The organism is Actinoplanes utahensis (assembly GCF_016862455.1).
Taxonomy (GTDB): domain Bacteria; phylum Actinomycetota; class Actinomycetes; order Mycobacteriales; family Micromonosporaceae; genus Actinoplanes; species Actinoplanes utahensis.
In genome coordinates this window covers 80,720-102,760 of sequence record NZ_BOMZ01000083.1, presented here as the reverse complement: position 1 = coordinate 102,760, position 22,041 = coordinate 80,720, and the positions used below count along the sequence as shown (strand labels likewise).

At 72.1% G+C, this 22,041-nt stretch carries 21 protein-coding genes, 1 tRNA gene and 1 pseudogene; 11 read left to right on the top strand and 12 right to left on the bottom strand.

Going from position 1 to position 22,041, the window contains the following annotated elements; translation table 11 throughout:
* Positions 1–643: 643 nt before the first annotated feature.
* Positions 644–796 (top strand): annotated as a pseudogene (locus Aut01nite_RS43810) (DivIVA domain-containing protein); the annotation flags it as partial.
* A gap of 33 nt (positions 797–829) precedes the next feature.
* Here Aut01nite_RS43810 and Aut01nite_RS43805 read toward each other — a convergent pair.
* Entirely contained in the window at positions 830–1,072 is a 243-nt protein-coding gene (locus Aut01nite_RS43805; protein ID WP_043524274.1) for a hypothetical protein, read from the bottom strand.
* 69 nt (positions 1,073–1,141) lie between these two features.
* On the opposite strand from Aut01nite_RS43805, the gene Aut01nite_RS43800 reads away from it, so the two are divergent.
* Positions 1,142–1,576 carry a hypothetical protein gene (locus tag Aut01nite_RS43800; RefSeq protein ID WP_052163532.1) on the top strand — a complete coding sequence of 145 codons (435 nt, stop codon included), beginning with the start codon at positions 1,142–1,144 and terminating at the stop codon, positions 1,574–1,576.
* Between the two features lie 200 nt (positions 1,577–1,776).
* Here Aut01nite_RS43800 and sigJ read toward each other — a convergent pair whose 3' ends face one another.
* From sigJ to Aut01nite_RS29180, 7 genes are all read right to left on the bottom strand, one after another.
* Positions 1,777–2,736 (bottom strand): RNA polymerase sigma factor SigJ, encoded by a 960-nt coding sequence (sigJ, locus tag Aut01nite_RS29210; protein ID WP_236642645.1) that lies wholly within the window; start codon positions 2,734–2,736, stop codon positions 1,777–1,779.
* Positions 2,733–3,206, bottom strand: coding sequence for a carboxymuconolactone decarboxylase family protein (locus tag Aut01nite_RS29205; protein WP_043524276.1), 474 nt, complete (start codon positions 3,204–3,206; stop codon positions 2,733–2,735). The genes sigJ and Aut01nite_RS29205 overlap by 4 nt, the downstream gene beginning before the upstream one ends.
* A gap of 288 nt (positions 3,207–3,494) precedes the next feature.
* On the bottom strand, positions 3,495–3,695 hold the full coding sequence (locus Aut01nite_RS29200) for a hypothetical protein (RefSeq protein WP_043524277.1): 201 nt from the start codon (positions 3,693–3,695) through the stop codon (positions 3,495–3,497).
* A gap of 409 nt (positions 3,696–4,104) precedes the next feature.
* On the bottom strand, positions 4,105–4,452 hold the full coding sequence (locus Aut01nite_RS29195) for a S24 family peptidase (RefSeq protein WP_043524368.1): 348 nt from the start codon (positions 4,450–4,452) through the stop codon (positions 4,105–4,107).
* Positions 4,453–4,500: 48 nt separating this feature from the next.
* Positions 4,501–5,760 carry a polyamine ABC transporter substrate-binding protein gene (locus Aut01nite_RS29190; protein ID WP_052163552.1) on the bottom strand — a complete coding sequence of 420 codons (1,260 nt, stop codon included), beginning with the start codon at positions 5,758–5,760 and terminating at the stop codon, positions 4,501–4,503.
* 403 nt (positions 5,761–6,163) lie between these two features.
* Positions 6,164–7,750: a xylulokinase gene (locus Aut01nite_RS29185; RefSeq protein WP_236642646.1), complete on the bottom strand. Its 1,587-nt coding sequence runs from the start codon at positions 7,748–7,750 to the stop codon at positions 6,164–6,166.
* A 7-nt stretch (positions 7,751–7,757) separates the two neighbouring features.
* On the bottom strand, positions 7,758–9,971 hold the full coding sequence (locus Aut01nite_RS29180) for an aminotransferase class III-fold pyridoxal phosphate-dependent enzyme (RefSeq protein WP_043524281.1): 2,214 nt from the start codon (positions 9,969–9,971) through the stop codon (positions 7,758–7,760).
* A 111-nt stretch (positions 9,972–10,082) separates the two neighbouring features.
* Here Aut01nite_RS29180 and Aut01nite_RS29175 point away from each other — a divergent pair, with 111 nt between their 5' ends.
* Entirely contained in the window at positions 10,083–11,213 is a 1,131-nt protein-coding gene (locus tag Aut01nite_RS29175) for a PucR family transcriptional regulator (protein ID WP_043524370.1), read from the top strand.
* Here the strand turns inward: Aut01nite_RS29175 and Aut01nite_RS29170 are convergent.
* From Aut01nite_RS29170 to Aut01nite_RS29155, 4 genes are all read right to left on the bottom strand, one after another.
* On the bottom strand, positions 11,201–12,196 hold the full coding sequence (locus Aut01nite_RS29170) for a hypothetical protein (protein WP_204037720.1): 996 nt from the start codon (positions 12,194–12,196) through the stop codon (positions 11,201–11,203). The genes Aut01nite_RS29175 and Aut01nite_RS29170 overlap by 13 nt on opposite strands.
* A gap of 65 nt (positions 12,197–12,261) precedes the next feature.
* Positions 12,262–12,807, bottom strand: a complete 546-nt coding sequence (locus Aut01nite_RS29165; protein WP_052163533.1) for an RNA polymerase sigma factor — start codon at positions 12,805–12,807, stop codon at positions 12,262–12,264.
* Positions 12,807–13,028, bottom strand: a complete 222-nt coding sequence (locus Aut01nite_RS29160; RefSeq protein WP_043524286.1) for a hypothetical protein — start codon at positions 13,026–13,028, stop codon at positions 12,807–12,809. The genes Aut01nite_RS29165 and Aut01nite_RS29160 overlap by 1 nt, the downstream gene beginning before the upstream one ends.
* A gap of 217 nt (positions 13,029–13,245) precedes the next feature.
* On the bottom strand, positions 13,246–13,560 hold the full coding sequence (locus Aut01nite_RS29155; protein ID WP_043524287.1) for a hypothetical protein: 315 nt from the start codon (positions 13,558–13,560) through the stop codon (positions 13,246–13,248).
* Positions 13,561–13,690: 130 nt separating this feature from the next.
* Between Aut01nite_RS29155 and Aut01nite_RS29150 the strand changes: the two genes are divergently transcribed.
* From Aut01nite_RS29150 to Aut01nite_RS29115, 8 genes are all read left to right on the top strand, one after another.
* Complete coding sequence (locus Aut01nite_RS29150) at positions 13,691–14,374, top strand: TetR/AcrR family transcriptional regulator (RefSeq protein WP_083998762.1); 684 nt, start codon at positions 13,691–13,693, stop codon at positions 14,372–14,374.
* Positions 14,371–15,810, top strand: a complete 1,440-nt coding sequence (locus tag Aut01nite_RS29145; protein ID WP_152628626.1) for a patatin-like phospholipase family protein — start codon at positions 14,371–14,373, stop codon at positions 15,808–15,810. Before Aut01nite_RS29150 ends, Aut01nite_RS29145 begins: the two co-directional genes overlap by 4 nt.
* Positions 15,807–17,396, top strand: a complete 1,590-nt coding sequence (locus tag Aut01nite_RS29140) for an acyl-CoA dehydrogenase family protein (protein ID WP_043524288.1) — start codon at positions 15,807–15,809, stop codon at positions 17,394–17,396. Before Aut01nite_RS29145 ends, Aut01nite_RS29140 begins: the two co-directional genes overlap by 4 nt.
* An 82-nt stretch (positions 17,397–17,478) precedes the next feature.
* Complete coding sequence (locus tag Aut01nite_RS29135) at positions 17,479–17,808, top strand: hydrogenase maturation nickel metallochaperone HypA (protein ID WP_043524289.1); 330 nt, start codon at positions 17,479–17,481, stop codon at positions 17,806–17,808.
* Between the two features lie 38 nt (positions 17,809–17,846).
* Positions 17,847–17,919, top strand: a tRNA-OTHER gene (locus Aut01nite_RS29130).
* Between the two features lie 34 nt (positions 17,920–17,953).
* On the top strand, positions 17,954–19,060 hold the full coding sequence (locus Aut01nite_RS29125) for a leucine-rich repeat domain-containing protein (protein ID WP_043524376.1): 1,107 nt from the start codon (positions 17,954–17,956) through the stop codon (positions 19,058–19,060).
* Positions 19,057–20,562 carry an ankyrin repeat domain-containing protein gene (locus Aut01nite_RS29120; RefSeq protein WP_052163534.1) on the top strand — a complete coding sequence of 502 codons (1,506 nt, stop codon included), beginning with the start codon at positions 19,057–19,059 and terminating at the stop codon, positions 20,560–20,562. The genes Aut01nite_RS29125 and Aut01nite_RS29120 overlap by 4 nt, the downstream gene beginning before the upstream one ends.
* Entirely contained in the window at positions 20,559–21,887 is a 1,329-nt protein-coding gene (locus tag Aut01nite_RS29115) for an ankyrin repeat domain-containing protein (RefSeq protein WP_043524290.1), read from the top strand. Before Aut01nite_RS29120 ends, Aut01nite_RS29115 begins: the two co-directional genes overlap by 4 nt.
* The last annotated feature ends 154 nt before the right edge of the window (positions 21,888–22,041 follow it).

Below are 22,041 nucleotides of genomic sequence, written 5' to 3'. Positions count from 1 at the left end.
CGCGGTCCGGGGGGTAGCGCGCCGGCCCTGGCAGCGTGTCGATCCCGATCCAGCGGGTGACGCGCCGGCCTCGGTCCGGCCCTCCGCGTGCGGATTCCGACGTGACCCGGCAGCCCGTCGATCCTCGATCCATCGGATTGTGCGCTGCTCGGAGCCGGTCCCCAGCGTGCCGGCCTGGTACGAACCGGCAGCGAGTGGGCTTCGAATCGTCCGGCCGCGTGCCGGGCCTCGGTCGTCCGGCCGCGTGCCGGGCCTCGGTCGTCCGGCCGCGTGCCGGGCCTCGGCTGGCCGGCCGCGGGCCGGGCCCCGGTCGGCCCGCCGCGTGCTGTCCCTGATGTGAACCGGTGGGGCGTCGCTCTCGACCTGACCGGTTGTGCGCTCGTCTCGACCGATCGGGAGCGTGCCGGCTCCGTTTCGGTCAGCCGCAGGCTGTCTCCGACGTGACCGGTAGCGCGCCGGTCCCGATCCCGCCCGGTAGCGCGCCAGCTCCGATCCTGCCCGGCAGCACGCCGGCCCCGACCCCGTCCAGTAGCGCGCCGGTGCCGATCCCGTCCGGCAAGCGCCGGTGCCGACTCGATCCGGCGAACGCCGATCCCGACCCGGCCGGCCGTGCGCTGCCACCGAACTGACTGACAGGAAGCCCATGCCTCTCACCCCGGCGGACATCAACAGTGTGGAGTTCCGCAGACCAGCACTGGGAAGACGCGGCTACGACGACGTCGCGGTCGACGCTTTCCTCGACCGTGCCGCCCAGGAGTTCGCCCGCCTGACCGCCGAGAACCGGGCTCTCCGCGGACGCCTGGACCATTCCGCCGTCGGTGTGCTCGCGTCACCCTCTCCGCAGGACAGTCCCTTCACCCCGGCGGACGCTGTCACCGAGCACGCCGGCAATCGGCGCAGGGATCAGGAGGTCTCCGAGGCGCAGCGCGCCAGTCAGGATGTGGCCGGGCGCCGGCACGAAGGTGGGGATGCCGCCGGGCGCCGGCACGAAGGTGGGGATGCCGCCGGGCGCCGGCACGAAGGAGGGGATGCCGCCGGGCGCCGGCAGGGAGATCAAGGGCTGTCCGGGCATGAGGATCGAGGCGAACCCACGGGGGAGCCGTTCGTCCGGGGGCCACGGCGATCAGCCCGCGTGGGGCAGATGGCTGCGCTCGCGGCCCGGCTGGAGCGTCTGAAGGCCGAACAAGCGCGAGCGGAACAGCAGGCCCGCGACCTGCGGGACGAGCTCGAACGTGCCCGCACCGCCCGGAAGCCCGCCGGCGACCAGGAGGATCGTGTGGTGGCGCTGGCGCGGCGAACAGCCGACGAATACCTGCGTGATGCCGGTGACACCGCACGAAGCCTGCTGGTCATCGCCCGAACCAAGGCCGACCGGCTGACGAGCGACGCCGCCCTGCGAGCCTCCACGATCGACAGCGACGCCCGGCACCGGCACACCGAGGCGGTCAGCGATCTGGTGGACCAGCGTGCCGCTGCCCTTGCCGAGATCGACCGCCTGACCGAAGTCGCCCGGACCTGTCGCGACCGGTTGGAGCTCCAGGTCACCCGGCGTCTGCGGGATCTGGGCGGCGCCTGACCCGGCGCGGCGCCGATCACGCGGCGCCGATCACGCGGCGCCGATCACGCGGCGCCGATCACGCGGCCGGATCACGCGGCCGGATCACGCGGCCGGATCACGCGGCCGGATCACGCGGCCCGATCAGGTGGCCGGATCAGGTGGCCGCGATCAGGCGGCCCGATCACGCGACTCGATCAGGCAGCCCGTGATCGCCATGATCATCGCTGGAGGGTTGCGGGGACGTGTGGGTCGGCCGGGGTGGGGCGGAGGGCGACGTCGGAGACCGGACCGAGGTGCTGGAGTTTGTCGGGGTTGACGACGGAGCGGACGGCCTGGACACGGCCGTCAGCTATGTCCAGGGAGATCACGGAGGCCACCCGGCCGGCGGCGTCGCGGAACAGGGCGCCGGGGCGGCCGTTCACCCAGGCCGGGTGGACGGTGACGCCGAGTCGGTGGAAGCGGCGGAATAGGCCGGCGAACAGCCGTGCCATCCCGAGCCGCTCGGTTGGTGGGGTGGACAGGGCCTGGGTCTTGCCGCCGCCGTCGCCGACCAGGACCACGTCGGGGGCCAGCATCTCCAGCAGGGTGTCGATGTCGCCGCCGGACGCCGCCGCGAAGAACCGCTCGGCCAGCTCGGCGGCCTCCCCTCGGCGGGCCGGTGACGTGTCGAGGTCACGGCCGGAGGTGGTGATCCGCTGGCGGGAGCGGACGAAGATCTGGCGGCAGTTCGCCTCCGACTTGCCGACGACCGTGGCCACCTCGGCATAGCTGTAACCGAACACCTCGCGCAGCATGAACACCGCCCGCTCGACCGGCGACAGCGCCTCCAACAGGACCAGGAAGGCCATCGACAGCGAATCGGCGAGCTCGGCGTGCTCGGCCGGACCGGGCTCGCCGACCGGGATGACGATCGGCTCGGGGAGCCAGGCGCCCACATACGTCTCCCGGCGCCTGCGGGCCGAACCGAGATGGTTGATGCCGAGCCGGGTGACCGCGGTCGTCAGGTAGGCCTTGACGTTGGCGACGTCGGTGCCCGCCCGCCGAGCCCGCATCAGGCCCAGCATCGCGTCCTGCACGATGTCCTCGGCGTCACCGACGGAACCGGTCATGCCGTAGGCGATGGAGAACAGCAGCGGCCGATAGCCGGCCGCCGCCGTCTCGTCGTCGATCGAGGTCACGCGAATTGACCCGGCTGGTACCACCCGGCGGGCTGCTGGGTGATCACGTTCAGCCGGTTGAAGGCGTTGATCGTCGCGATCGTCGCCACCAGGGCGAACAGCTGACTCTCGGCGTAGTGCTTGGTGGCGGCCGCCCACACCTCGTCCGGGACGCCGCCGGCCCCGTCGGCGATCCGGGTGCCGTGCTCGGCCAGGTCGAGCGCGGCCCGCTCGGCGTCGGTGAAGACCGTCGCCTCCCGCCAGGCCGCGACCAGGTGCAGGCGCTGCGCGGTCTCCCCGGCGGCCGCGGCGTCCTTGGTGTGCATGTCGACGCAGAACGCGCAGCCGTTGATCTGGCTGACCCGCAGCAGCACCAGCTCACGGGTCGAATCCGGCAGGCCCGTGTCCTGGACGGCTCTCCCGGCCGCGGTGAAGTGCTTGAGGATCCGGGAGGCGTGCGGGTTGTCGAGCAGATCGAGGCGAGCTTGCATGTCCGACTCCTTTGCCGTTGTACGTTGCTCGCCCTCTTTGACAGGACGACCCGCCCTTCTGTGACGTCACGCCGCTGAGACCTGCTTCACATCCTCTTCTGGTCTCGCCGGTGGGTACATGATGCGGCCGTGTGCCCGGACGGTCTTCACGATCCGCTCCTGCGGGCTTGCGGCAGGGAAGGTGAGGGGTTCGAAGCGTGGCATGGCGGCATAGTTCGGCATCCCGGCCGGTGACTTCAGGAATTGTGCCGTGGATCGAGCCGATCGGCCGGTCCGCCTGTGGAGAAGTCAGCGGGGGCGGCTCGGCTGGGCGTCGGCGATGATGGTGCCGTTGCGCAGGATGATGTCGTACCTCAGCATCAGCCGTGGTCCACTCTCCCGGTCCGGGTTGCGGGCGAACGCCGGTCCCGGCCACCACACGACGTACCGGCCGTCCTCGCCCGTCGCCTGGGCGGTGAACCTCCCGGCCCGGACGGTGACACCGGCCACGTCCTCGCCGACCGCGCCGCTGGTGACCGACGCGTCGATGAAGTCGGTGATCGCGCCCTGGGTGAATCGGCTGCCGGTGACCGTCTGTGCCGGGCCCGAGCTGCCCCCGCCCGGACGTCGTCGACCTCGTCGCTGCCGGGGACGTTGTGGACCAGGCAGGATCCGGCCCGTTCCGGGTCGGCGTGGTGCAGGAACAGCATGACGTAGTCGTCATGCCGTTCGGCCAGCGCGACGGACGCCCGATCGAGGACCGGATCGCGCAGGCTGTCCCGGCATTCCGGGGCGATCAGGGCGACCTCCGCCGCGGTGAGCGGGCTGGGGGCGGGCGTCCAGGAGGCGTACGCCCGTCCGCCGTCGATGCCCGGGAGGATGGCGAACGCACCGGCCGCGGCGATCAGCTACGTGTCCGTCATGGCGGCCGTTGTTTCCCCGCGGTGCGCGGGCGGGGACGGCCGGCGACGGTGAGGCAGATGCCGTAGACGCGGGAGTGGCCGGTCCAGCCGTTGACCCGGCCCCGGTTGTTGCTGATCTGCACCCGCCGGTGCGGGTGGTCGACGGCGGAGACCAGATGCAGGTACGTCGTTCCGGCGACCCGGGCCAGCACGATGTCACCGACCTGGAGGGCGGCCGGATCGGCCGGCGCGACCGTCACCGGGTCGCCGCTGCGGATCAGCGGCACCATCGACGACCCGCGCGGCCGGAACTCCACGGTGCTGCCGGCGGCCACCCGGGCGGCGACCGCGTCCAGGGCTCCCATCCCGCGGACGGTGCCAGCGGCCGCCGCCGGCGGCAAGCGATTATCGGGTCAGCTCAGCACGATCGGCTCGAAGAGACGGTTGAAGTCCCGCTGCTCCTCGGCGGTGTCGAAGCCGACGTAGTAGTGCAGCTTCCGGTAGTCGTCGTCGGTGGGGAACACCAGCGGGCTCGCCGCGACGGCCAGCATCTCGTCGCGCATGTCGGCGGTGAGCGCGGCGGCGTCCTTGCGGATCTGGGCCTGCGCGGCGGGCACCGGGCAGACGTAGTTGATGTACTCGGCGAGTGACGCGGCGTTCTCGATCTCGTAGAAGAAGTCGATGAGCATCAGGGCGTCGACCGGGTTGGCGGCGGTGACCGGGATGGCGAAGTTGTCCGTCCAGATCGTCCCGCCCTCCTGCGGGATCACGAACTTCAGGTTCGTGCCCTCGGAGAGGTTCTTCTGGAAGATGTCGCCGGACCAGGCCTGGGAGATCCAGATCTCGCCCTTGCCGAGAGCGTCCAGGTAGTCCTGTTCGTAGTAGTTGCGCACGATGCCGGCGTCCTTCTGCCGCTGGAGCCGGGCGGCGGCCTTCTTCCAGTCGGCCTCGCCGGACTCGCCGGGGGTGATGCCTTCGGCGAGCAGGCCGAAGTTCGCCAGCTCGGTGGGGTCGGACATCATGCCGACCCGGCCCTTGTACGCCGGGTCCCACAGGTCGGCCAGCTTGGTGATCGGGCGCTTGACCTTGGCGGGGTCGTAGGCGATGCCGGTGATGCCGGACGCCCACGGGACGCTGAACACGTTCGCCGGGTCGAAGGACTCCTGGGTGTACTTGGGTGCGGCGTTCTTGGCGAAGTTCGGCAGGCGGGAGTGGTCGAGCGGGGCGAGGAAGCCGGCCGCCCGGAACTGGCCGAACTGGATGCCGTTGGTGATCACCATGAGGTCGAAGCCGATCGGCTGCCTCGCCGACAGCTGCGGCTGCACCTTGGCGAACCAGGGAGCCATCTCCTGGATGACCTCCTGGTAGTTCACCTGGATGCCGGTCCGCTTGGTGAACGCGGCCAGTTCGGGCTTGGCCGGGTCCATGTAGAGCGGCCAGTTCGCGAAGTCGACCCGGCCGTTCTTGACCTTGCCGTCCCAGAAGGTGGCGATCGAGGAGGCGGTCGGTGCGTCCGGCTCGCCCTTGCCCTCGACGCCGCAGGCGGCCAGCGCGGCCCCGAGCGCGGACAGGCCACCGATGCGGAGCGCGTCGCGGCGGCCCAGGCGGCGCTGGGACAGTCCGCGGAGCAGGGCGGGGTCGGTGGCGTGGCGGGGGAGGATCCGGTCGATCATGATCTTCAAAGCTAGGCGATTTCGTCCGGATTACCGATCGGTAGCCAGGCCACCCCGCACTACCCGCCCGCTGCGGGACAGCGGCGAACGGCCGGACTTCGCCGTCCTTTCGGATGATCTTGAAGGTGCCGGGCGCGGGACGTCCGGTGTGGGGTGTTCTGCCGCTGTGCGCGCCCGAACACCCCACACCGAAGGGATGGGCGCCCGGGGGCGCGAGTGGCGGCTCGGCGGCCTCGGGACGATTCGGTCGGCCGGCTGGCCGAGGTGACCGGCCGTCTCAAGGCCGGCGTTGAAGGTCGGCCGTCTCAAAGGCCGGCTGATTCAGAAGCCGGCCGATTCCGACGGCCGGCGGATTCCGAGGTCCGCCCGATTCCGAGGGCCGGCCTTCCGAGGGCCGGCCGGTTCAGGTGGTCGGCCGGTTCAGGCGGCGGTAGACCGGGGCCAGTCGTTTGTGCAGGTCCTGGTAGATGTCGTAGATCTCCAGGTAGCGGCTGTGCTCGGGACCCGGCGTGTAGACGTGGTCGTTGCGGGCCAGGGCCGGGATGTCGGTGAACGAGATCATCCCGGTGCCGACCGCGCCGATCCAGCCTGCGCCGCGGGCGTTGACGATGACCGGGTTGGCGTCACGGCGGATCTCGATGCCGAGGACGTCGGCGAAGATCTGGCACCACGATTCGGAGCGGGCGGCGCCGCCGGTGATCACCATCGACGGGACGGGCGCGCCGAGGAACCGGTCGACGGCTCCGGCCAGCCAGCGGGTGTTCAGCGCGACGCCCTCGAAGACGGCCCGCAGCAGGTCGGAGCGGGTGGTGTCGAGGGAGATGTTGAGGAAGGCGGCGCGCAGGTGGGGATCGTCCACGGGAGCGCGTTCCCCGTACAGCCAGGGGGTGTAGAGGACGCCGTTGGCGCCGGCCGGGACCGAGGGGATGATCTTGTCAAAGGCGTCGAAGATGGTGCCCTCGTCGCGGCTGACGTGGCCGGCGCTGACGATCGGGTCGTCGTACTCCACGATCTTGTCGCGGAGCCAGGTCAGGTTCGCCCCGGCGGTGGCCTGCAGCGCGGTCATCAGGTAGCGGTCCGGGATCGCGCACGGGATGGACGCGATCCCGGTCAGCACGTCGGTCTTCTTCTTCGGCACGTGCGCGGCGATCCACGACGAGGTGCCCAGGTAGAGGTGGGCCTCGTTGTCGCCGATGGTGCCGGCGCCGATCGCGGCGGCGGTGTTGTCGATCGCGCCCGCGACGACCCGGACGGATGCGGGGAGACCGAGGTGATCGGCGGCCCGGGGGGTGAGGGTGCCGATCACCTCGGTGCATCGCACGATCGGCGGGAACTTGTCCCGGTCGATCCCGCTGGCCGCGACCAGCGACGGGGAGTACCGGATGTCGCCGGCGCGGCGGTTGTCGGTGACCCACGAGGTGAGGATCGAGTCGACGGTCGCCACCGTGCGGCCGGTGAGTCTCAGGTTGATCCAGTCGAGGACGTTGAGGAACGTCGCGGTCCGGTCGTAGACCTCCGGCATCTCGTCGCGGATCAGCAGCATGTGCGCGGCCGGATCCTTGCCGGTCACCGACGGCATGCCGCCGGTGAGCCGCAGCCAGCGTGCGATCTTGGCGACGGACATGCCCTGGTAGGCCGGGAACCCCCCGAACTGCCGGCGCAGATGAGCCGCCCCGCGCATGTCCAGCCAGCTGATGCACCTGGTCAGCGGGTCTCCGGACGCGTCCACCGCGATCGTGCCCTCGCCCTGTGTGGACGAGCAGATCGTGGTCACCGCGCGCAGGTGGCCGGGGAAGAGCCGGCCGAGATCGGCGACGACCTCGGCGAGCGCGTCCCACCAGGCGACCGGATCCTGCTCGGCGCCGCCGCCGGGCAGCACGACCAGCGGGACCGGCCGTTCGGCCCAGCCGGTCACCGTGCCGTCGGCCGCGACGAGCGCGGCCTTCATCCCCGACGTCCCGAGGTCGATCGCCAGAACCTGCGGCGGCACGCCCAACTCAGACCCCCTCGACCTGCGCGAAGACCTGGTCGAAACGGGCGAGGGCGTCGTCGATGACCTCGTCGGTGTCGGCCATCGACGTGTACATCCGCGAGCCGGCGAGCGTGATGATGCCGTGGGCGGCGTAGGCGGCGCCCATCTGCTCCATCAGCCTCTTGCGGCCCTTGTTCTCCTTGAACAGCTTGATCGGGTTGCGCATGTCGAGCATCAGCACGCCGCTGGACTGCAGGTGCACGATCGAGCCCTGGTTGTAGGCGACGTAGGGCAGCCCGTACTTGTCGATCAGGCGCTGCAGGCCGCGGGTCAGCCGGTCACCGGCCCGGCCGGCGATCACCGGGGCTCCGGTGCGGGCCATCTCCTGGATCGCGTAGTAGCCGGCCGCGCAGGACAGCGGGTTCGCCGAGAGGGTGCCGCCGACCTGGATGTGCGCGCCGTGCTTGCCGTCCAGGCCGGAACCGAACACGGCCATGATCTCCGCGCTGCCGCCGACCCCGCCGGCCATCGGGTAGCCGCCGGAGACGGCCTTGCCGAAGACGGTCAGGTCGGGGGTGACGCCGAAGTAGCCGGCAGCGCCGCCCAGGCCGATCCGGAAACCGGTCACGACCTCGTCGAAGATCAGCAGCGCGCCGAACTCGTCGCACAGCTTGCGGACCCCGGCGTTGAAGTCCTTCGGCACCGGGCGGGTGCCGGACTCCGGGCCGAGCGGCTCGACGATCACGGCCGCCGTGCCGCCGCGGGCCCGGTTCTCGATCAGCTTGCGCTTGAGCGTGCCCAGGTCGTGCGGGAACGACTCGCGGGTGCGGCCGGTGGCGCCGAACGGGATGCCCTTCGCGTTCATCCGGAAGCTGCCGGGGACGCGGAGTCCGTACACCACCGTGTCGGACCAGCCGTGATAGGCGCCGCCGACCTTGATGACCATCTTCTTGCCGGTGTGGGCGCGGGCCGCGCGCACCGCCGCCATGACCGCCTCGGTGCCGGAGCCCAGCGACCGGTACATCTCGATGTGCGGCATGTACTTGTTGATGATCTCGGCGAGCTTCAGCTCGTACTCGTGGAAGAGGCCGGTGACCGGGCCGGAGTCCTTGATCACCTCGGCGACCTTCTCGTTGACCGGGGCGTAGTTGCTGCCCAGGATCGTCGGGCCGCCGGCCTGCAGGAAGTCGATGTAGACGTTGCCGTCGCGGTCGGTGAGGTAGGCGCCCTCGGCCTTGTCGATCGCGAGCGGGAACGGGTAGTTGAAGGCCAGGTTGTGCTGGACGCCGCCGGGGATGAACCGCTTCGCCCGGTCGGTGATCTCCTTCGACGCCCGGCACTTCGTCTCGAAGTAGTTCAGCGTGTCCAGCAGGGCGTCGTGCCGCAGCCCGCGCAGCGGCTGCGCCACCAGGGCCTTGAGCCGCCGCATGGTGTCGTCCACGTCGAGATACTCGCTGATCGAGTAGCCCGGGTCCTCGGTTTCAGCGATGTCGGCGACAGCGGGGACGCTGGGCAGCTCCTCGTCCACCGGCACCCGGATCGGCTCGACCGCCGACGTGATCTGCGCGGCGATCCGCTTCTCGTCCTTGCGCAGCTTGCTGAACGCGATCTCGCGGATCGTGTCCGGAATCCGGTAGACCTTGCCGGCCTCGGTGGCCAGGGCCATCAGATAGGCGATCGACACCTTCTCCAGCAACGCCATGTTGAACACCGCCCGGTCCGGGTCGGTGCCCAGCGCCACCACACCGTGGTTGGCGATGATGAACGCGTTGTCGCCGCTCGCCACCTTCTTCTGCACGTTCTTCGCGAGGAAGCCGGTGCCGGACGGCGCGTAGCCGATGATCGCGACCTGCTTGCCGAGGAACCGCACCTGCTCGTCGGTGAGCGCCGGGATCGGCTTGCGCAGGAACGCCAGCGCCGAGGCGTACGGCTGGTGGGTGTGCACGATCGCGTTGACGTCCGGTCGCGTGCGGTAGACGTTGGCGTGCATGCCGCACTCGATCGACGGGACCAGGCCACCGGCGCCGTCCGGGTCGGGCACGTGCTTGCCGTCGAAGTCGACGATGCAGACGTCCTCGACGCGCATCTTGTCGTAGTCGTAGTTGCTCGGTGTCACCGCATAGAGCCGGTGGCCGGGAACGCGGACCGAGACGTTGCCCTCGGTCGCCTTCAAATAGCCGCGTTCGAGCATCGTCCGGCACATGTCGACGACGTGCTGGCGGGAGAGGCGGTGTTTCATCAGGCGGGTCCGTCCGTGAGCGAGAGGTCTTACCCGCACCATCGTCGTCCCGGCACCCGGACGAAGCATCGTCCGGGAAACAGTAAGAATGGGCCCGTGACTTATCCCCGCGTGACAAAGTTGCCGTGGCTGCACGTGCCCGCCGATCTCGCGGACGCGATGCGGCCCCGGCTGCCCGACGTGGTGCCCGCGATCGCCGGGGCGGTCGGCGCCGTGTCCACCGGCGCCGGGGAGAAGTTCGAGCGCGACGTGCGTACCGCCGTGCAGGTCGCTCTGGAACGCTTCCTGGAACTGGCCGGAACCGACGAGCCCGCCCTGCCACCGCGCATCCGGGAGGTCTTCGTGGCTCTCGGCGCGGCCGAGGCCCGGGAGAACCGCGGGCCGGAGACCCTCCTCGCGTCGCTGCGCATCGCCGGCCGCCTGCTGCTGCGCACCGCGACCCTCGCCCTGGAGGAGAGCCGGCCGGTCAGCGTCGCCGAGGTGGTGGAACTGTCCGACGCCACCAACGCGTTCATCGACGAACTCGCCGCGGCCTGCACCGACGGCCTCGCCCGGCAGCTGCGCGAACAGGCCGGCGAAGGTGACCGGCGGCGCCGCCAGCTCGCGGATCTGCTGCTCAGCGGCGGCAGTTCGGCCGAGGTGGTGCGGGAGGCGGCGGCCGCGATCGGGTGGCCGGCGATCGACCGGATCGTGCCGGTGCTGCTGCCGGCCGACCAGGCGCGGGACGCCCGGTTCCGGTTCTCCGCCGAGGGCATCGTCGCCGAACGCGGCCGGGACGCGGTCCTGCTGCTGCAAGCCGGCGCCCGGCCCGCCCTCGAGGAGGCGCTGCGGGACCGGGCCGCGGTGGTCGGGCCCGCCTCGCACTGGACCGAGGTGCCGCAGGCCGTCCGGCTGGCGGAACGGACCGCCGAGCTGGTCACCCCGGGCCCGGAACCGGTCTTCGTCGAGGACCACTTCGCGGCGCTGGCGCTGCGCGGCGAACCCGGCGCGCTCGCGGTGCTCACCGCCCGCCGGCTGGCGCCCCTGGCGGGGCTGCGGGCGAGCCGGCGGGAGGCGTTCCTGGTCACCCTCGCCAGCTGGTTGCGGCATTGGGGGTCGCGTACGTCCGTCGCCGCCGAGTTGTTCGTCCACCCGCAGACCGTCAGTTACCGCCTCAACCGCCTCCGTGAACTCCTCGGCGACGACCTCGACGACCCCCGCATCCGCTTCGAGCTCCAGCTCGTCCTCGCCTACCGCACCTGAACGGGTTCGTACGCCGAGCCGGGGCGGATCTCGAAGATTCCCGGGCCCACCTCCACCGAGTTGGCTGCGACGTGCGTGTGCCATTCCGGCGACGGCCACTGAGTCAGCTTCGACCAGCGGAGGCCTTCGAGCGTCGTTCGAGTGAGATCGACGCCGCTGAGGTCCGCTTCGGTGAAGTCGTGCCGGGAGTTGAGACGAGCGATACCGGCATTGGCATGTTTGAGCGAGGTGGTCTCCCGGACGTCGTGGGCGACCGCTTGCTCGAGCAGTGCACGTACGGGCAAGGGCGTGAGCAGGCCGAGGTCTCTGTCGACACGAAGGCGGATGTGCGCCATGGCGTCCGTCATCTGCTCCTCGAGTGACGAGATCGAGGTGGGCAGGTCGCCTTCGAAGATCTGCTGCAGAGCATGTGCATGCTGGATTCCCGGCCGGGGCTGCGGATCTCCTTGAACGGCCGCCCACAGGTAGCCCAGGTGCCGCGTGAAGCTCGCCTCCGCGGTCCGGAAAGGCGGCGATTCCAGGCGTCTGCGGTGTTTCACGCCCAGCGCCCCCACGGCGCTCGTCTGCCGTAGGACGTTGGAGAGATTGATGACGCGGCCCTTCATGAGATCGTGGTCGGAGCCGTGCAGGTGTGGATCACATGCGCACCTCCCGAGATGATCAGCGATCAAGGCAGCGGTCTCGGCGGCGCTCTCGAGGGATACGAGGAGGCCGGCGACCTCGCCGATCTCCCCGGCGAGAGTCAGCGCCTCGGCGAAGGTGCCGAAGAACGGGTGATCGCGGACGGCGATCCGGAACCCGATGTCGGCGGCCATCACCACATCGATCACGGACCGGTGTTCGCCGGTCCGGTCCGGGAGGGGCCCGGTTGCCGGGGCCGCACCGTGGCCGACGATCGCACGCAGTCCGGTCTCGATGTCGAGGACCGATCCCAGCCGCGTCGCCGAATCGGTATGTGCCGCCGTCACCAGGATCTCCCGCAACCCGGCCTCCACGCGTAGCCGGCGGGCCAGATCCTCGGACATCGCGCTGTGCGGGTTCTCGGCGATCATTCCGCGTCACCGCCGGGCGGTTCCACCTGCAGAGCGAGGGCACGCCGCGCGAGTTTGAGGTTGGAGCGGACCGTCTCCGGTGAGATGTCCAGTTCCGCCGCGATCTCCTGCGGCTGGTATCCGTCGAAGGACCAGGCCATCACCTGCCGCTGTCGCCACGGGAGCAGCGCCAGCAACCGCAGGACGTCGTGCCGCTGTTCCCATTCGGCGGCGTCGTGGTGCGGTGGCAGCAGGGGGTTGAGCAGGTCCGGATCGGTGGGTCGTTCGGCGTCGGACGTTCGCCGGAAGAACTTGCGGGACGCGACCCGGCGTACCCAGGCTCCGGGGTGGCCGATGTCCGGCCAGCTGCGGAAGGCGTCGATCATGGTTTCCTGCGTGAGGTCGGCGGCGTCGGCGAGACCGGCGCCCATCCAGAGCAGAAAGTTGACCAGCCCGGCCGCTTCGGCGCGGTAGAAGGCGCTGAAGGCCGCGGTCTCCGTGGTGCTGCGGGCGCCGCTGGTCCGTACGGCTGGGCCCCCGGGAGGCTCGGGCGGGCCGGCCATCAGGGTTCGTCCCGCTGACCGACCGCCAGGGTGATCCGTGTGCCGTCGCCGCGTTGCTCCTGGACCCTGCTGCCGAAAGGCAGGGTGGCGGCGGCCGTCAGATAGTGCCGGCGCTCGCGTTCGGCCTGCAAGCGGAACCGTAACCGCAGCCACAGCCCGGTCAGGGACACCACCGCGCCGAGCAGGGCCACGCCCGCGGTCATCACCTCTGGTGTGAACATCGCACTCCTTCGTCGTCGTCGGTACAGTGGCCGGTCCGGCCGGGCTCGTGAAGCCGGTGCCGGCGAAGGTCCCGAGATTCATCCGATCGTGGGTGCGAACGCCGCAGGATCGGCCGAACGACGGAGTGCTGGACGAGAGCCGATGCCGCTCTGCTTCAGGCGACCGTGCGGCAGTGACGGGACGGCGTGTGGATTCGGGCGGCCATGACGGCTGAGGTCAACACGCGGGTTCGGTGGTGGGGTCCAGGGTGAGGGGCAAGGCGGGGCCCGGGTCGTCGGGGTGCCAGCCGCGGTCGCGGGCCTGCCGGATCAGGGTGGCCACCAGGTCCGGGACCGCCGGCGGGGTGGCGGTGCCCATCCACTCGGTGGGGCGGGTGCCGGGGGTGGTGGCGATCAGGATGGTGCCGCGGCGGTCGGCCCGTTCGATCGCGAAGGACAGTGGGCCCTGGTGGGCGGGGCGACGACGGACCCGCCAGCGGTAGACGACGCCGTCCACGGTGATCAGCCTGGTTCGCTTCTTCGCCGGACTCATGGCTCGTCTTCATGCCCGGTCCGGAGCGGGCTCAACCGATGTGCCGGCGATCCCGGTTGTGGCGTTGGATTGAACCGTGGTTCACTCCTTGCCTTCAGTTGAATCCGGATTCAGAGCTTGGAGGATCCCGGTGCCTTATCGGCCGACCGCGTTGACCAGGAAGAACGCGGAAGACAAGCGAGACGGGTTCCTGCGCGCGGCGCGGACGCTGGTGGCCGCGGACGGGTTCCGGGCAGCGACCGTCGCGGCGATCGCCGCTCGGTGCCAGGCCAGCGTCGGCTCGGTGTACTCGTATTTCGACAGCCGGGACCGGCTGCTCGCCGAGGTGTTCCGCAGCGCGGCCGGCCACGAGATCGACCTCGTGCGGGAGGCGGTCGCCGATGCGGGACAGCAGGCGTCGCAGCGACTCGGCGAGCTGATCCGGATCTTCAGCGGGCGGGCGCTGGCGGGCCGGCGGATGGCGTGGGCGCTGCTGTTCGAGCCGGTCAGCCCGGTCGTGGAAGCGGAACGGCTGGAGTACCGGCGGTTCTACACCGACGTCGGCGAGCGGATCATCTCCGACGGGCTGGCGGCCGGGACGTTCGTGCCGCAGGACGCCCGGCTCGCGTCGTCGGCGGTGATGGGAGCGGTGTCCGAGGCGCTGGTCGGGTGGATCCGGCCGGACAGCGCGGAGCCGTCGGCGGAGGAGCAGCGGCGCGTCATGGACGGCATCCAGGACTTCTGCTTCCGCGCCCTGGGCGTGCGCGACCTCGCGGCCTCTTTCGGCGGCGGGGGCGCGACGAGCGTACAACCGAGAACCGGAGGAAGACCGTGAGCGTGACGCCCACCCTGGCCACCGCACAGCGGTTCCTGGCCGACCAGAACGTCAGCCGCATGTTCGGCACCCGCCTCGTCGCCTTCGGGGCGGAGAGCGCCGTCGTCGAGCTAGACATCCGGGCGGAGATCAGCAACCACCACGGGGCGGTGCACGGCGGGATCCTGGCGTACGCCGCGGACACCGCGCTGGCGTTCGCGGGTGGCGCGGCGCTCGGCCCGGACGTGGTCACCTCCGGGCTGACCATCGACTACATCGCTCCGGCGGTCGGGCGCACCCTGCGGGCCAGCGGCGTGGTGATGCGGGCGGCGGGGCGCCGCGCGGCCTGCCGCTGCGAGCTGCACGCCATCGCCGACGACGGGACCGAGACGCTCGTCGCGGTGGCGCAGGGCACGATCGTGGCGCCGGAGCGGACCACCGAGCAGACCACCCCGGCGCCGGAGCGGGCCGACGGGCAGACTCCGGCGCAGGAGCGCAAGGAGGAACGGGCCACCCGCAAGGCCGCGCTCCGGCTCGGGCGGATCGGCACGCCGACCGTCCAGCAGGTGCTCACCGAACGCCGCCGCACCCGCGACAACGACGACGGCGCCACCGTCGCGCTGGTCATCGAGGGCGGCGGCATGCGCGGCATCGTGAGCGCGGCGATGGCGGCCGTCCTCGAGGAGGAGGGACTCCTCGAGTCGGTCGACATGATCGTGGGCACGTCGGCGGGCGCGGTCAACGCCGCGGCTCTGGCCGTCGGGGCGGCCGGCGCGATGGCCGAGTCGTACGCCGAGGTGTTCGCCTCGCCGGAGTTCATCGACGTGCGCCGGATCGCCCGTGGGCGGCCGGTGATCGACGGCGAGCGGATCGTCGGCCACGTCGACCACCTGCTCGACATCGGCGCGGCGGCCGGCACCGACTGGGCGGGGCGGCTCGCCATGGTCGCCACCGACGTGGAGACCGGGCGGGCCGAGGCGCTCACCGACTTCCGCGACCGGGACGACCTGATCAACTGCCTGCACGCGTCCGGGCTGCTGCCGCTGCTGGCCGGCGATCCGGTGGTGTGGCGGGACCGGCGGTGGCTGGACGGCGGGATCGTCGAGGCGGTGCCGGTGGTGACCGCGGCGGCGCGCGGGGCGACCCACGCGATCGTGCTGGCGACCCGGCCGGCCGGGACCCAGCCGGCGTACGGGGCGGCCGATGTGGTGGTCGAGCGTTATCTGCGCCGGCTCAACCCGGAGCTCGCGGCGGCGTACCGGGGCCGCCCGCACCGCTACCGGGAGACGTTGCAGCAGGTCCGGGACGGGTGGTCGCACGGCATGAGCACCGTCGCGCTGACCCCGGGCCTGGGCGATCCGCTGCCGTCGCGCCTGGAACGCGACCAGGTCGCGTTGCGGGCCGCCCGGCAGGCCGCCGGTGACGTCGCCCGTTCTCTCCTGCGGGAGCTGCGATGACCCACGAGGTGTTCAACCAGGCGCCGCCGCGTGCCGGGCTCAACGAGTACCTGATCAACCCGGCGATGGTGGAGGCGGTCGAGCGGTTCGGCGGTTCCCGGCCCGGCCTGGCCGAGGTCGGCGAGCTGGTCGGGACCGCGGGCTTCCAGCGGGACGCGGAGCTCGCGAACGTCCATCCGCCGGTCCTGGCCTCCCACGACCGGTGGGGGAACCGGGTCGACGAGGTCGAGTTCCATCCGGCGTACCACCGGGTGATCGGGGCGGCGATCGAGCACGGCGCGCACACCGCCTGCTGGTCCGCGCCGGGCCCCGGCGCACACGTGGCGCGGGCGGCGACGTTCATGCTGTTCGCGCAGATCGAACCGGGGCACGCCTGCCCGGTGAGCATGACGCACGCGGTGGTGCCGTCGCTGCGGTTCACGCCCGGCCTGGCGGAGGAATGGCTGCCGCGGGTCTATTCCCGGGACTACGATCCGGTGCTCGCGGAGCCCAAGGCGTCCGCCCTGTTCGGCATGGCGATGACCGAGAAGCAGGGCGGTTCGGACGTCCGGGCCAACACCACCAGGGCCGTCCCCGCAGGCGACGGCACCTGGCGGCTGACCGGGCACAAGTGGTTCTGCTCGGCCCCGCAGTCGGACGCGTTCCTGGTGCTCGCGCAGGCCCCCGGCGGGCTGTCCTGCTTCCTGGTGCCGCGGGTGCTGCCGGATTCCGGGCGCAACGTCTTCCGGATCCAGCGGCTCAAGGACAAGCTCGGCAACAGGTCCAACGCCTCCTCCGAGATCGAACTGGACGGTACGGCCGGGTGGCTGCTCGGCGAGGAGGGCCGCGGCGTCCGGACCATCATCGAGATGGTCGCGCAGACCCGGCTCGACTGCGTGCTCGGCAGCGCCGCCGGGATGCGCCAGTCGGTGGCCGAGGCGGCGTGGCACGTGCGGCACCGCAGCGCGTTCGGCTCGGTGCTGATCGACGCGCCGGCGATGACCGCGGTCATCGCCGACCTCCAGCTGGAGGCGGAGGCGGCGACCTGGCTGGGGGTGCGGCTGGCAGCGGCGTACGACGACGACGGCGCCGAGTCGGTCGCCTTCCGCCGGCTGGCCACGGCGGTCGGCAAGTACTGGGTGTGCAAGCGCGGCCCGAACCACGCCTACGAGGCGCTGGAATGCCTGGGCGGCAACGGGTACACGGAGAGTTTCCCGCTCGCCCGCCGCTACCGGGAGCAGCCGGTGATGGCGGTCTGGGAGGGCTCCGGCAACGTCATCGCCCTGGACGTGCTGCGCGCGATGTCCCGCGAACCCGACTCGGTGCAGGCCGTCGACGCCGAGATCGCGTCCGCGCTGGGGGTGTACCCGGAGTTCGACGCGCACGTCGCCGCCACCCGCGCGCTGATCGGGTCGGCCACCGCCGGCTCGGCCCGCCGGGTGGTCGAGGCGCTGGCGCTGGCGCTGCAGGGCGCCGTCCTGATCAAGGAGGCGCCGTCCGTCGTGGCCGACGGTTTCGTGGCCGCGCGGCTCGGCGCCGGCCGCGGCCTCGAGTACGGCGCGCTGGATCCGGGGCTTCCGCTCGCCGCGATCGCGGCACGTGCCTGATTACGCCCCATGGTGTGACAGCGGTAACAGCGGCCTTCCGTGCGTGTGAGACTGCGCATGTCACCGATGCGGGAGGTCGCTGATGCACGAGCTGGCGATAGCGGAGAACCTCGTCGACACGGTCTGCACGCGCGCCGCCGGCCGCCCGGTCCGGCGCGTCACCGTCCGGATCGGCGCGCTCACCGCGGTGGTGCCCGACGACATGCGGTTCTGTTTCGACCTGGCGGCCATGGGCACGGCCGCGCACGGCGCCGCCCTGGACCTCGACCTGCGCCCGGCCATGGTGTTCTGCCGGGTCTGCAAGATCGACCAGCGACTGCCCGACCGGATCCCGCTCTGCCCGTGCGGCAGCGCCGACGTCACCGTCACCACCGGCCGCGAACTCCACGTCGTGTCCGTCGAGACCGGTTGATATCTCCGTCGGTGGGGTGCCGTATGCTCCGGCGCGGCGGAGTCGTAGCGCAGAGGTCGTCGCGCCTTGGCATCGAGCAGGAGGACGCCGGTTCGAATCCGGTCGGCTTCGCCCCTTTCTGTGACGTCCGGGGGAGGTGGCGGCGGTGGCTGACGAGATCGTCGTGCGCTGCCCCGCGATCAGCGACCCGGACCGCGGGCTCGCCGACCCCGCCGATTTCGACGGCATCCTCGGCCGGCTCGCCGCGCCGGAACCGGTCACCGCGCCGCAGGAGTTCGCCCGCGGCCTGCTGCGCCCCGACGGCCGGGTCGACCTGTGCAAGCAGGGACTCGGCCCGGACGTGGCGGCCCGCGTGGTGCGGGTCGCGGCCGGATCGCCGCACGTCGCGCATCTGCTGCTCGGCACCAACGGCCTCGGCGCCGACGGGGCCCGCGCGGTCGCCGGGGAGTTGATCCCCGGCCACCGGATCAGCACCGTCTACCTCGGCTGCAACCGGATCGACGCGGACGGCGCCGGGGCTCTCGCCGACCGGCTCGCCACCGACGGCGCGATCCGGGCGCTGTGGCTCAAACGGAATCCGATCGGGGATGCCGGGGTCCGGCGGATCGCCGGGGCACTCGCCGGCAACACCACCCTGCGTACCCTCGACCTGGTCAACACCGGCCTCTCCACCGCCGGGCTGGAAGCGCTCGCCGACGCCCTCGCCGCCCGCCCGCCGGTCATGGAGCGCCTCTTCCTCGGCGGCAACGGCCTGCGTCCCGACGCGGTGCCGGTGCTCACCCGCCTGGTCCGCGACGGTGGCGTGCGGGAGCTCTTCCTCGCCGTCAACCATCTCGGCGACGAGGGAGCCGCCGCCCTCGCGGAGAACCTCTCGGGCTTCCCGATGACCCTCGGCCTGGGCGGCAACGGCATCACCGACGTCACCGCCCTCGCCGCGAACCTGCGCTCCTGGACGGCCCTCGACCTCTCCCGGCCGCCGTCCGAGCGGGCCCTCGGCGGCCGCGCCAACGTCGTCGGCGACACCGGGGCGGCGCTGCTCGCCGCGGCTCTGCCGGGCAGCGCCCTGAAACGGCTCGACGTGCGGTTCACCGGGATCCGCGGCCGGGGCGCGCGGCTGCTGCTGGACGCCGGCGGCGACCTCGACCACCTGGGCATCAACGGTGGCGTGCCGCGCCGGATGCGCCGGCTCGCGCCGCGTGCGGACACCCCGCCGCACGAGGACATCAACGCGATCGTGAGTGTGTACCGGTGAGTGGCCACGACCGTCTCGCGCTCGCCGAATGGCAGCGCATCCGCCGCTACGCCGTCCCGGCCCGGATGATCACCGAGGCCACCGCGGCGCGGGAACGCGGCGACTGGCGGGCCGCCTGCGCCGCCGCCCGGTTCGACGTCGCCCTCACCGACACCCAGGCCGCGGCGGCCGCCGACGCGCTCGCCGGGTTCGCGCCGGACCTGCTGCGCTGGCACCTGCCCCGCGCGCTCGGCGGCAACACCACCCTGGCCATCGACGCGACCGGTTACGCGCTGCGCACCGTCGAGCCGCTCACCGAGGACTCGGTCGTGCTGGCCGTCGACGCGCCACCGTCGATCTACGGCTCCCAGCGGCTCACCCTGCGTGCCGTGCCGGCTGTCGACGTCGAGCAGTTGCGGCGTCTGCACCCCGTGCCGCCGTACCTCTGGGACGCCCGACAATCCGCCGGCCTGGCCGCCGCCGCGAGCCGTGAACCCACGTCCTGGACCGACGCCGGCCTGCCCGTCACGATCGTCGGCAAGCAGTGGTGGCCCGGCTCCGCCGATCGGCTGTGGCACATCGACCCGGTGCTGCTGGCCGGCGAGGTGCGGCAGGTGGCGGAGTGGTTCGGCGAGCCGTCGTGGGCCCTCTGGTTCGACTGGGAACGGGTCCTGCGGTTCGACGTGGACGGCGACGAGGTGCGGGTCTCCCAGCTCAGCACCCGCGGCGACGAGCTGCGCGACCTGCCCCGGCTGCACCATCAGCTGCTGCGCTACAACGTCGACCTCGATCTGGTGCGGGACGGCCGGCTCACCCCCGGCGATCTGCATCCGCTGGTCCGCGCGGCACTGTTCCCGTCCGCCGCCCTGTTCCCGTCCGCCGCGGAGATGACCGCCGCGCCGGTCGCCGGGCTCACCGGCCCCGTCCGGGTGCGCTGCCGGGGGGACTGGCACGAGATCGAGGTCCGGTCGGGACGGCTGGGGCTGATCGCCCACAGTGCCGCCGAGCAGCAGCGCGAACGCGCCATGCGCGCGTTCGGCGGGGTCGTCACCGGCTGCTTCGCCGTCGAGCAGACGTGGAACGGCACGGCCGGCCGCCTGCCCCGGCGGCTGCGGGCGCACCGGCGCGACCTGTGGCAGCGGATGCTGCACGGCGGCACCCGGGTCGTGCTGGAACTGCTCGACGCCGGCATGGATCCGAACCTGCGCGACGGCCGTGGGCAGACCCTCCTGCACCGGCTCCGGTCCTTCGATCACGAGGTGCTGCTGCCCCGGCTGCTGGCCGACGGTGCCGACGTCAACGCCCGCGACCTGGAAGGCAACACCCCGCTCTACCTGGCCGTGGTCTACCAGGCCCCGGCCGCCCTGATCCGGGCGCTGGCCGAGGCGGGCGCCGACCCGCACGCCACCAACCAGGGCGACATGTCGGTGATGGACTACCTCGACGACGTCCTGTCCTACCGCGAGGGCCAGCTCGGCCCCGACTTCCGGGCCGCCGTGGACTTCCTGCGCCGGCGGGCATGAGTGGCGCCGACCCGCTCGAACTGAGCGACTGGCTGCGGATCCGGCGCCACACGGTCCCGGACTGGATGATCGAGGAGTGCACGGCCGCCCGGGAACGCGGCGACTGGCGGCTGGCCTGCGCGATCGGCGAGGTCGAGATCGCCTTCGACGAGCGGGACGCGCCGCTGGACGACCTCGCCGGCTTCGCACCCGATCTGCTCCGCTGGCACCTCCCGCGGCATGCCGGCGGGCACACCACGCTGCTCAACGGCACGACCTACGTGCTGACCGAGGGGGACCCCGTCCTCGTCCTGCGCTCGCCCGTGTCGTTCCTCGGCTCCCAGCGGCTGACCCTGGACCTGATGCGCCGCGCCGACATCACCCGGCAGCGACATGTCCGCCTGCCCCGCCCCCTGTGGGACGCCCGCGAGGCCGACCGGTTGCGGACCATGGTCGGCGGTTCCGCGCGGCGGGTCCCCTATTTCGATCCCGGCGGGTCACCGCTGCCACCCTCGGAGCTCGGGATCGGCGACGACGCCCCGGCACGCGCCGAACGCAGGCACGTGGACCGCCGGGACGGCTTCGGGCCGGAGCGGGGCGGCCTTCCGGACCCGTCGGTCGACCTCGACCTGGTCCGGCACGGTCTCCTGCAACCCCACGACCTTCATCCCCTGGTACGGTCGTCGCTGTTCCCGACCGCACCAGCCGCCGTCCCGGCGACCCCTCCGGTCAGCGAACCGGTGCGGGTCCGCTGTGGTTCCGGCTGGCACGAGGTGCTGAACCGGTCCGGACGACTCGACCTGCTCGACCACACCGCCACCGAGCACCGCCGGGAACGTGCCCTCCAGGTTCTCGGCGGCGCCGCCCACGGATGCTTCGCCGTCGAACAGGCCTGGACCGGCCCGGTCGGCCGACTACCGCGGCGGCTCCGCGCGGACCGCGACGCGCTGTGGCTGCGCATCCAGCACGGCGGCACCCGGGCGGCGCTGGACGCGCTCGCCGCCGGCATGGACCCCGACCTGCGCGACAGCCGCGGGCGCAACCTGATGCACGCGCTCGGCTGGTTCGACCATCGCCGGGTGCTGCCGGTGCTCCTGGCGGCCGGTGTCGAGGTCGACGCCCGTGACCGGGAAGGATGCACGCCACTGGCGCGGGCGGTGTCGTACCCCTGGTCCCTCGACCTCATCGAGGGCTTGATCGCGGCCGGCGCGGACCCGTACGCCCCGTCCGCCGACGACCCGGACGTGCCGATCCACCGCTGCGACCACATCCGCCGCCGGATGCGCTGGCGCGGCGCCGACCCGGCAACCCTCGCAGTGATCGAGTTCTTCGAGCGGTACGCCTGAAACGCCCGCGAGAAATGTCGTAGGGCTCCCGTATGCTCCGGCGCGGCGAGATCGAAGCGCAGAGGTTGCGGCGAAGTCGAGGCGCAGAGGTCGTCGTGCCGGACCGCGGATCGGGAGGACGCCGGTGCGGCTCCGGCCGGGCTCGCCGCCGTAA